10 protein-coding genes are annotated in these 11,069 nt (G+C 41.3%); 7 read left to right on the forward strand and 3 right to left on the reverse strand.

What is annotated here, in order from left to right; all coding sequences use genetic code 11:
• Positions 1–9: 9 nt before the first annotated feature.
• The 3 genes from KTR06_RS16190 (at position 10) to KTR06_RS16200 (ending at position 4,197) form a co-directional block, all read left to right on the forward strand.
• Positions 10–3,135: a DUF6298 domain-containing protein gene (locus KTR06_RS16190; protein ID WP_217290568.1), complete on the forward strand. Its 3,126-nt coding sequence runs from the start codon at positions 10–12 to the stop codon at positions 3,133–3,135.
• 176 nt (positions 3,136–3,311) lie between these two features.
• Positions 3,312–3,863, forward strand: coding sequence for an RNA polymerase sigma factor (locus KTR06_RS16195; protein WP_004296026.1), 552 nt, complete (start codon positions 3,312–3,314; stop codon positions 3,861–3,863).
• Between the two features lie 82 nt (positions 3,864–3,945).
• Positions 3,946–4,197: a hypothetical protein gene (locus KTR06_RS16200; protein ID WP_004309749.1), complete on the forward strand. Its 252-nt coding sequence runs from the start codon at positions 3,946–3,948 to the stop codon at positions 4,195–4,197.
• 118 nt (positions 4,198–4,315) lie between these two features.
• Here KTR06_RS16200 and KTR06_RS16205 read toward each other — a convergent pair whose 3' ends face one another.
• On the reverse strand, positions 4,316–5,569 hold the full coding sequence (locus KTR06_RS16205; protein WP_217290569.1) for an MFS transporter: 1,254 nt from the start codon (positions 5,567–5,569) through the stop codon (positions 4,316–4,318).
• A 77-nt stretch (positions 5,570–5,646) separates the two neighbouring features.
• On the opposite strand from KTR06_RS16205, the gene KTR06_RS16210 reads away from it, so the two are divergent.
• Genes KTR06_RS16210 through KTR06_RS16220 form a run of 3 tightly spaced genes read left to right on the forward strand, consistent with a single transcriptional unit; the run spans position 5,647 to position 7,641 of the window.
• Positions 5,647–6,414: a threonine/serine exporter family protein gene (locus KTR06_RS16210; protein WP_022198938.1), complete on the forward strand. Its 768-nt coding sequence runs from the start codon at positions 5,647–5,649 to the stop codon at positions 6,412–6,414.
• A gap of 1 nt (position 6,415) precedes the next feature.
• Positions 6,416–6,901: a threonine/serine exporter family protein gene (locus KTR06_RS16215; RefSeq protein WP_004318282.1), complete on the forward strand. Its 486-nt coding sequence runs from the start codon at positions 6,416–6,418 to the stop codon at positions 6,899–6,901.
• 11 nt (positions 6,902–6,912) lie between these two features.
• Positions 6,913–7,641, forward strand: coding sequence for a DUF6064 family protein (locus KTR06_RS16220; RefSeq protein ID WP_217290570.1), 729 nt, complete (start codon positions 6,913–6,915; stop codon positions 7,639–7,641).
• Between the two features lie 149 nt (positions 7,642–7,790).
• Here the strand turns inward: KTR06_RS16220 and KTR06_RS16225 are convergent, their stop codons facing one another.
• Together KTR06_RS16225 and KTR06_RS16230 are read right to left on the reverse strand one after the other, a co-directional pair.
• A complete protein-coding gene (locus KTR06_RS16225) occupies positions 7,791–8,600 on the reverse strand; it encodes an SDR family oxidoreductase (RefSeq protein WP_217290571.1) in 810 nt (269 codons plus the stop codon).
• Between the two features lie 37 nt (positions 8,601–8,637).
• Positions 8,638–9,258, reverse strand: a complete 621-nt coding sequence (locus tag KTR06_RS16230) for an HAD family phosphatase (RefSeq protein WP_217290572.1) — start codon at positions 9,256–9,258, stop codon at positions 8,638–8,640.
• A 253-nt stretch (positions 9,259–9,511) separates the two neighbouring features.
• Here KTR06_RS16230 and KTR06_RS16235 point away from each other — a divergent pair, with 253 nt between their 5' ends.
• Positions 9,512–10,615 (forward strand): tetratricopeptide repeat protein, encoded by a 1,104-nt coding sequence (locus KTR06_RS16235; protein ID WP_151923125.1) that lies wholly within the window; start codon positions 9,512–9,514, stop codon positions 10,613–10,615.
• Positions 10,616–11,069 lie beyond the last annotated feature (454 nt).

Below are 11,069 nucleotides of genomic sequence, written 5' to 3' on the forward strand. Positions count from 1 at the left end.
TTTATTGTAATGAATATACAAGTAAGAACGATCCTTTTAGGATTATTGAGCATTGGGTTTGTGCAAAGTTATGCGCAAACCTTTGCTTTACAGGTTAAGAATGACCAGATCACTTACCTGAATGATGATCGAGGAAACCGGATTCTCGATTTCTCTACATGCGGATATAAATCCTCTGAACAGGATATTCCTTCTGTCCGCAATGTGGTGTTTGTACCCTGGAAAGCCGGAGATAATACTGCACGTATTCAACGTGCCATTGATTATGTAGCTTCGCTGACTCCTGACGCTTCCGGTTTTCGGGGAGCCGTATTACTCGATCAGGGAGAATTTTCCCTGTCCGGCAGTATTCGTATCTCCGCATCCGGAATTGTATTGCGGGGTACGGATAAAGAAAAAACAATACTGCTGAAAAAGGGCGTGGACAGAGGTGCGCTTATCTACATGGAAGGAATGGACGACCTGAATGTACAAGACACATTGAAGGTGCTTTCCCACTATGTTCCGGTAAACGCGAGAACATTGGAAGTCGCTTCGGGTGTTTCTCTGAAAAAAGGAGACCGTGTCATGGTTACCCGTCCTTCCGGCAAAGAATGGATTGCCTCTTTGGGTTGTGATATCTTTGGAGGAGGTATCAGCGCTTTGGGATGGAAAGAAGGTGACATGGATCTGACTTGGGACAGAACAGTCTGCGAAGTAAACGGCAACCAGGTAACACTGGATACTCCGCTAACCGTAGCTTTGGATGCTAACTATGGAACTTCTTCCCTGTTGACTTATCAATGGAACGGACGTATTCACGATTGTGGCGTAGAAAATATGACACTGATTTCTGATTACGACAAGCGTTATCCTAAAGACGAGGATCATTGCTGGACAGGTATCTCCATTGAAGATGCGGAAAACTGTTGGGTGAGACTGGTTAATTTCAAGCATTTTGCAGGAAGTGCTGTAATTGTTCAGCGTACAGGTTCCAAAATTACCGTTGAAGACTGTATCTCGAAAGAACCCGTTTCAGAAATCGGAGGGATGCGTCGTTGCACTTTCCATACGCTGGGACAACAAACTTTATTTCAACGCTGCTATTCGGAACAGGGTATTCATGACTTTGCTGCCGGATATTGCGCAGCCGGTCCCAATGCTTTTGTACAATGTGATTCGTACGAATCTTTGGGATTCAGTGGCTCTATTGATGCCTGGGCATGCGGACTATTGTTTGACGTAGTAAATATCGACGGTCATAACCTGACTTTCAAGAATTTGGGACAAGATAAAAACGGAGCCGGTTGGAATACGGCAAACAGTTTGTTTTGGCAATGTACCGCAGCGGAAATCGAATGTTATGCCCCGGCAAAAGATGCGATGAACCGTGCATACGGTTGTTGGGCACAATTCTCCGGTGACGGTGAATGGGCACAATCCAACAATCATGTACAACCTCGCAGTATTTTTTATGCTCAATTGGAAGAACGGTTAAACAAAGAATGTGCAGAACGTGCACGTATTCTGCCCAGAAATACAAGTGCAACCAGTAGTCCTACAGTGGAAGTAGCTATGGAACTCGCTAAAGAAGCATATAATCCACGGTTGACGTTGGAACATTGGATAGGTGATAATAAGTTTGCTCCTTCGGTGGCATCAACCGGAGTAAAATCAATTGATGATATTAAAGAGAAAAAGAGCGCTGCACTTGCAAATTCTTCTTCTTTTTCTGCTGCTGCTAAATTATTAACCCAACCGGAAGTAACTGTAACCAATGGACGTATTCAGATGAACGGTGCTCTATTGGTTGGAGGCAGTCATACCACCCCTTGGTGGAACGGAAAGCTCAAAACCAATTATCTGAAAAAGGCAAGTCCGGCCATCACCCGCTTTGTGCCGGGACGCGAGGGATTGGGATTAACCGACCGCATTGATTCTGTAGTCGACTTTATGAAACAGAAAAACATTCTTGTTTTCGATCAGAATTACGGTCTTTGGTACGATCGTCGCCGGGATGACCACGAACGGGTTCGCCGTCGGGATGGTGATGTATGGGGACCTTTCTATGAACAGCCATTCGGTCGTAGCGGTCAGGGAACAGCATGGGAAGGATTGAGCAAATATGATTTGAAACGCCCTAATGCATGGTACTGGAGCCGCTTAAAAGAATTTGCAGAAAAAGGAAATAAGGACGGACTGCTGTTGTTCCATGAAAACTATTTCCAGCACAATATATTGGAAGCCGGTGCGCATTGGGTAGATTCTCCATGGAGAAGCAGCAATAACATCAATCAGACCGGATTTCCTGAACCTGCTCCATTTGCCGGAGACAAACGAATCTTTGTGGCGGATATGTTCTATGATATCAGTCATCCTGTTCGTCGTGAACTGCACAGACAATATATCCGCCAGTGCCTGAATAACTTCGCAGACAATTCGAATGTTATTCAGTTGACAAGCGCCGAATTTACAGGCCCGTTGCACTTCGTACAATTTTGGTTGGACGTGATAGCTGAATGGGAAACTGAAACCGGGAAGAAAGCGAAAGTGGCATTGAGTACAACGAAAGACGTACAGGATGCAATCCTTGCAGATCCTAAACGTGCTGCCGTAATAGATATTATTGATATCCGATACTGGCATTATAAGACGGACGGAATCTTTGCGCCGGAAGGTGGAAAGAATATGGCGCCACGTCAGCACATGCGTAAGATGAAAGTGGGAAAGGTGACTTTCACAGAAGCATATAAAGCTGTCAATGAGTATCGTCAGAAATTTCCTCAAAAGGCAGTGACATTCTACGCACAGAATTATCCGGCTATGGGATGGGCTGTATTCATGGCAGGAGGTTCATGTCCTGTAATTCCGTGCACAGATAAAGCGTTCCTGAAGGATGCAGCAGCCATGGAAGTGGAAGAAACAAATACGGATGAGTACAAGAAAATGGTAAAATCTGATATTGGAAGTATCATTTATTCCAAGTCCGGAACAGAAATTCCTGTTCAATTATCGTCCGGAAAGTATGTATTAAAGTACATTCATCCTGCTTCCGGAAAGATTGAAACGATAAATAAATCACTGAAAATAAATGGTTTATACAATCTAAAGGTGCCAGATAAGAAAGAAGGCATTTATTGGTTCCATAAGTTATAAAGCAGAGAATCCCGTTGAAGACCATTCAGCGGGATTTTTGCTTTTTATTGGTAATTTCTAGTAAAAGAGTGTTATAAAACATGATACTTGTTTTTTCAATCCACAAACCAGATTTTACCCAAAGTTGCGGTCGATACTGCTTAGTTTTGCAACATCAAATCAATCGAATTAATGCTATGATGGAACAGACTAATCATTCAACCGACACTTTGCTCGCTTCTTTTCAAGCGGGAAACATGGCAGCTTTTTCACAGCTGTATAACTTGCACATCAACGTCCTTTTTAATTACGGATTGAAGTTGACCATTGATAAAGAGTTACTGAAAGATTGTATTCATGACATCTTCGTGAAACTCTATACAAAGAAAGATGAATTAGGAACAATCGATAATTTGAGATCTTATTTATTCATCTCCTTAAAGAATAAGTTGTGTGATGAACTTCGCAGACGTATGTATATGTCTGATACGGCAGTAGAAGAAGTTAGCATATCCACTCCTACAGATGTAGAAGATGATTATATGGAAGAAGAGCAACGCAAGAATGAATTTTCATTGGTTAGACGTCTGCTGGATCAATTATCTCCCCGCCAACGCGAAGCGCTTACATTATATTATATAGAAGAAAAGAAATACGAAGATATCTGCGAGATTATGAATATGAATTATCAGTCTGTACGCAACTTGATGCATCGCGGATTGACAAAGTTGCGTAGTCTGGCAAGTTAATTTTAGTAAAAAGGTAAATGGGTTGAGTACATAGACAGGATAACGCCGTCCTACTTATGTAAACGCTTAAAAAGGATGCGATATGTGCTCAAAGGTAATGGATTTTTTGACGGATGATGATTTTATCAACTATGTGCTGGGTGTAACTCCGCAATCAGCTTCCCAATGGGAAACTTATTTCAGAGAGCACCCGGAAGAGATGGCAGATGCAGAAGAAGCTAAAGCTGTATTATTGGCTCCGGCAAATGTAGACTGTGGCTTCTCAATAGTTGAAAATAACGAATTGAAAGATAGGATTATTAGTAGTATAAAAGATTTTTCGGGTATTTTGTAGATAGGTTAGTATAGTTAAGATAAAGTAGTTAGGTTAGTTAAGGCATTAAAAGATTGACGCAGTCTTTCACAGGAAGTTTAATTTTAAACACTGTGAAAGGCTGCGTTTTTTATTTGTTCTATTCAGGTTTATCGCCAGATTCCTGAATATTGAAAGCACTACTGAAACTGACAATTAATACAATGCATCCGCCCAATATGCCGATAAGCATATAAGCGATACGGATATCGAACGCCTGCGAGATGGCACCGATAAGCAGGGGAGCAATCAACGAACCTATAAAACTGATGCTTGACAGAATGGTAAGTGCAATACTGACCGGTGTTTTTGATTTGGCTCCCACGAAGCTGTACAAAGTAGGCACAATGCAGGATATTCCCAAGCCGACCAGCATGAAACCCAAAGAATTGATAATTACTTTCATAGCCATAGATTCGAAAACTCCTCCTAACAGGGCAGAAACAAAAAAGCCGATACAGATAAAGCTGCCCGCCAGTTGCAGGACTTTCTTCTTTCCCCAAAGCTGATAAGCATAGTTAGTCAGGAAACGGCCCGTTGCCATCATAATCATAAATACAAGAAAACCGATTTGCAATGATTTAGGTACATGAACCACTGATTCGAAATAAACGGCACTCCAGTCGAACATCGCACTTTCTACAATCAGCGCAAACAGTCCGACAAGTCCTAACTGCAAAAGCAACATTTCCGGTTTTTGAAATAACAGGCGAAAACCATTGGGAGCTTTGGCTGCATTTCTTTCCTTCGTCTTCGTATCAGAAACTTCCGCTTCCTGCGGTGCGCTCTCCTGCAAATATTTTCGCCCGGAAAGTGCAATTATAAGGATGATGATAAATATCAATGTATAATGCCAGATGGGGGAGACTCCTGCCAAAATCATTACGAAACCGATAAGTGCTCCTGCACATGCCCCTAGACTCCATCCTCCATGAAAAGTGGCCATAATGGTTTTACCATAGATACGTTCCACCTCAATGCCTTGTGTATTGAATGATATATCACACAAATTCCAGCACACACCGAAGCAGAAGAGCAGAAAGCCTAAAAGATAGACCTCATGGGCCAGCCCGATGCAAAGCAGGGATGAAGCGTATCCCAGAATACTGACCTGTACCATGCTCCGGCTTCCTAACTTCGAAACAAGATAACCAGCCAAGGGGATCGCGACAAATTTTCCGATAGGGATCATAAATAAAATCAGTCCCCAGTAGAAAGCATAATTTGCGGCAAAAACGTCTTTGAAATCAGGGATTCGGCTGGCCCAACTTGCCATACAAAGTCCTTGGGCAAAGAAAAAAGTCAATATGGCAAAACGTATTCTCTCTTTAGGATGCGTAAATTGGTTATTCATGCATTTTTTATTTTTAATCGCGGCAAAGGTATCTATTTTTTTTGTACTTTTGCGCCCGATTTAAAAATATCATATTCATGAAGACAGGCGAATCTTTATTATCCATAGGTAAATTTATTGCAGAATATTCAGCCCATTTAATGGGGGCCGGAGTACACACCTCGCGGGTGGTACGCAACACAAAGCGTATTGGAGAGGCTTTCGGACTAGATGTCAAATTAAGCGTATTTCATAGAAACATCATTCTGACCATTATAGACAAAGAAACAAACGAAGCTTGTAACGAGGTTATAGACATTCCTGCACACCCGATCAGTTTTGAACATAATTCAGAGTTAAGCGCATTGAGCTGGGAAGCAGTAGACAATCATTTGTCATTGGAAGAATTGAAAGATAAATACAAGAAGATCATTTCTGCTCCGCGGATACACTCTCTTTTCGTATTATTATTAGTAGGATTTGCCAATGCCTCTTTCTGTAAATTATTCGGCGGTGATTTAATTTCGATGGGAATCGTGTTCTCGGCTACCATTACAGGATTCTACCTGAAACAACAAATGCAGGCGAAAAAGATCAATCATTATGTTGTATTTATTGTTTCGGCTTTTGTTGCTTCCCTGTGTGCTTCTACCGCACTGATTTTCGATACAACTTCGGAGATTGCCATGGCAACCAGCGTGCTTTATCTTGTGCCTGGGGTGCCTTTGATTAATGGCGTGATTGATGTAGTAGAGGGATATGTATTAACAGGATTTGCCCGTCTGACAGAGGCTTCTTTGTTGATTGTCAGCATCGCTATCGGACTTTCCTTCACATTATTAATGGTAAAAAACAGTTTAATTTGATATGATAGCACTTGACATTCTTACGGATGGATTTTTTGCAGCAGTAGCAGGTATAGGATTTGGGGCGATTTCCGATCCTCCTTTGCGTGCATTCAAGATGATTGCCATACTGGCAGCATTGGGACACGCCTGTCGTTTTTGTTTGATGACCTATTTAGGCGTGGATATTGCCACAGGTTCGTTGTTTGCCGGATTAGTCATCGGCTTCGGTAGTTTGTGGTTAGGGAAAAAAGTATATTGCCCGATGACAGTATTGTACATTCCGGCGTTGCTTCCCATGATTCCGGGAAAGTTTGCATACAACATGGTATTTTCACTTATCATGTGTCTGCAAAATGTGAATGATCCGGATAAGCTGGACAAGTTTATGTCGATGTTCTTCTCTAATACTCTGATAGCAAGCACAGTGATTTTCATGTTGGCAGTAGGAGCTACGTTCCCGATGTTCCTGTTCCCACATAGAGCCTTTTCATTAACAAGACACTAAAACGAACTTTTATGGAGATTTTTTGGAGAACAATTGCATATTATAATTCAGCTACCTGGCTGTTACAGATAGTTATCATTCTGATTGGTATTGCATTGACCGGATTGCTTATCGGCCGACCACGTCCGTGGGTGAAAATGGCGATGAAGTTCTATATGATAGGTCTGTATACGTGGATTTCTCTGGTCTACTATTATATCTACTGTGAAGAGCGTAGTTATAATGGAGTAATGGCTATGTTTTGGGGGGTGATGGCTATCATTTGGATATGGGATACGATTACGGGATATACTACCTTCGAACGTACCCACAAATATGATCTACTGTCTTATGTCCTGTTGGCAATGCCTTTTATATATCCTTTGGTTTCATTGGCACGCGGACTTTCATTCCCGGAAATGACTTCTCCGGTCATGCCTTGTTCGGTAGTTGTGTTTACCATCGGATTATTATTGCTGTTTGCGCAAAAGGTCAATATGTTTTTGGTATTGTTCCTTTGCCACTGGTCGCTGATCGGATTATCCAAAACTTATTTCTTTCAGATTCCGGAAGATTTCTTGTTGGCAAGTGCCACGATCCCCGGCCTGTATCTTTTCTTCAGGGAGTATTTCCTGAATAATCTGCATGCCGACACCAAGCCGAAAGCAAAATATATCAATTGGCTGTTGATAAGCGTTTGCGTCGGACTGGCCGTGTTGCTGACTACTACCATGTTTTTGGAATTGTTTCCGAAAGGTTAATTCGGAAACATAGAAGATATTTAAATCAAAAAAGAGGCAGTTCAAAAAAGCCTTGATCTTATAAAATCGTCCTTACTACAACCTATCGTAGTAAGGACGATTTTTCTTTTAGAAACTTTGGGAACAGTTTCTTTTATATATCGTATCGTTTACTTAATTGCGTAGAATATCCGTAAGGCACACTGCATCACTGCATCAGGCAACCATTTTTTGCTCTTCGCAAACAACACCTGTATCCATGGACCTACTTTCGTCCGAAAAGGAGGATTGGTACGTTCCACTATCTTACAGATGGCAGCACCCAACTTCTGCGGATGGCATCCATTACGTTCCTCTTTTTCTATAATCTCCAATGATTTCAGAAAACTTTCTCCGTAATCGGCATCCAGTCTTGTCTGTTCGGAGATATTCCGGTTATCAGTAAATCCGGTGTTGAAATCTCCCGGTTCTACTACACAAACCTTTATATGGAACGGATGAACCTCTAAAGCCAATGCTTCGCTATATCCCTCCACTGCAAATTTCGAAGCTGAATAAAATCCCTGATAGGGGATTCCCATTACACCGCCGATAGAGCTGATATTGATAATCTTACCTTTTCGCGCCTTTCGCATAAATGGCAAAACTGCTTTACACATATTCACTACACCGAAGAAGTTTGTATTCATTTGTATATTCACTTCTTCTTCAGTGGCAAGTTCTAATGCGCCGCCGATACCTATTCCGGCATTATTAATCAATACGTCAATCCGTCCCTGCTCCGATAGAATCCGCTCTACGGCCTGATGAACGGAAAGGGAATTGGTGACATCGACAACAAGCATCTTAACGTGATTCATGTCTTCAGAAGGTTTCCGGCTTGTTCCATAAACGATGTGTCCTCGTTCCGATAACATTTGAGCGGTAATCTTGCCGAATCCGGAAGATGCTCCGGTAATAAGTATGACTTGTGGTTGCATATTTCTTATTTGCGGTATGGTACTAACTGCTCAATTATCATTTCTCCAAGATAGCAGTCATTTCTTCCCGCCAATCTTCACCATTCTTCGGCTGGAACGTTTCAAATCCGAGTTCCTTGCCTATTTGGATATTAGAGGCGCCGTCATCTACAAATAAAGTTTCAGAAGGAATAATATTGCAATCGTTCACCATATAATCGAATATTTCCGGTGCAGGTTTCGTGTGACCGACCTGATAAGACAAATATAGTTTGTCACAATAATCATTCAACGGCTTTTTCTTCGATGAGAAATCGGGGCTGCATGCCCACGACATAACAAAAGGATTGGTATTACTTAGAATATACACATGATAAGACTTTCTCAATTCCAATATATAATCGAGTTTATTTAGATTCACTTCATTGAAAAAGCCCAGCCATGCCTGTTTGGTTTCCTCCATCGTCAATGGACGGCCACATAAATCCCCCAGTTGTTTCCGAAACTCATCCGCGCTTAGCTTTCCTTCTTCCAATTCTTGAAAGATGCCGGTCTGGTGATATTTATCCAGCCGGGTATCAGCATCTGCCAGTCCCAGTTTGATAAATGCCTGAACCGCTTTGTCACGATCAATATCTACAATCACTCCTCCAAAATCAAATACAATGTTTTTAATCATGATATATAATTTTCTTGTTTGCTACAAAGATACGGCTTATCTTCTTAATTAATAGCCCGCAACGGCTTGATATTTGTCAAAAAAACATAGTGACGCTATCCTGTCAGGATAGTGACGCCATTTAGCAAGGATAGTGTCACTATAAGAACAGGATAGCGTCACTATATTTTGTGTAACTTATAGAAGCATAAATGCCGATTATTTTTTATATTTGCAAATCCAATCAATCCTTTGCAAAGACAAAAATAGAGTTATGAATAATCTTCGAATTTTATTGTATATGATGCTCCTTTCACTAGCTGCCTGCCATCCGGAAGGGACGAGCGTGAAGCAAGGGCTGGACAAGGCTGCGCAACTGATGGAACAGGACCCTGATACAGCATCCATTATTCTTGAGACTATTCAGTCAAGCCAAATGAATGAGGCTCAACTGGCAGAGTATAATTTATTGTGTACCCAGCTCAACGAGGATAAAAACATTCCTCATTCTTCTGATAAGCAGATTAGGCAGGCGGCATCTTATTATGAGAAGAATGGCGATGAATATCAAAAATCAAAAGCATATTATTATCTTGCCTGTGTAGAAAGTGATTTGGAACAGAAAGAGGATGCAGAGATCCACTTTAAGGAGGCAATCAAACTTGCCAAAGAAACAGAGGAATACGATCATCTGGCAAAAATATGCAAACGATGTAGTCTTTATTATCAGAAATACGGTAACTTTGATGAAGCACTGGAAATGGAAAGAAAGGCATACGCCAGTCAGTTGATGTTAAACGATAACAAAAGTGATTCTTCGGTCATTCTGTCTTCTGCTTTAGGTATGTTTGGTGTGATGTCTTTGTTGCTTGGACTACTCTGGCAGAAAAACCGGCACGCACTTTCCCAACTGGATCTTTTCAAAGAGGAAATACTGAAGAAAGATGTCGAGTCGGATAAGCTGATGTTGCAATGTAATCATCTCGAAGAGAAGTATCAGTCTCTTCAACTACATATCTATGAAAGTTCTCCGGTTGTCTCAAAAGTACGGCAGTTTAAGGAACGGAATGTTTTGTCTTCTAAAATCCCTTCTTTCTCCGAGAAAGACTGGACAGAGTTGCTGCGACTTCAAGAGAATGTCTATGGACTTGTTTCTAAATTGAAAGAGATAAGTCCAAAACTCACGGAAGAAGATTTAAGGGTATGTGCTTTTCTACGGGAAGGAGTTCAACCGGCTTATTTTGCTGATTTAATGAAACTTACTACCGAAACGCTGACACGAAGAATTTCCAGAATAAAAACGGAGAAACTGATGCTGGCAAACTCGAAAGAATCATTGGAAGATATTGTTAAGTCATTGGGGGCTTCACCACTTTAACGGAGAAATTTATTTCAGTGCAGAAATGAATGAAAGTTTTGTCTACTATAAAGTTGAAAAAACATAAAACATCTGCCACCTGCAACGAAAAGCGTGTAATATACTAGTTGACAAATAGTTGGAGCGTTGCAGATACCTGTGGCAGATAGGTTGCAGATACTTTATCTGCAACACGTTATATAATCAAAGAAAAAGCCTTGATTCCTTTACGCAAAGCTATGGGATAATTGGGATGGCTCTATGGATAATTTATAGTCCCTATGGAGAAACGACAGTATCCTTACGTAGAAACTGTAGTTTCCTGCCTTGGGAACTCTCGTTTCCTACCGTGGAAACTGTAGTTTCTAATGCAGGAAACTACAATTCCCCGCCTGGAAACAGGAAGTTATGTATTCAAATTGTACTGTACTGGATTTAGTTGACAACTTCGTTTGTTATACCTAAGTTAGTTAAC

It is taken from the genome of Bacteroides sp. MSK.20.12 (assembly GCF_019052435.1).
In the GTDB taxonomy this organism is placed as follows: domain Bacteria; phylum Bacteroidota; class Bacteroidia; order Bacteroidales; family Bacteroidaceae; genus Bacteroides; species Bacteroides xylanisolvens.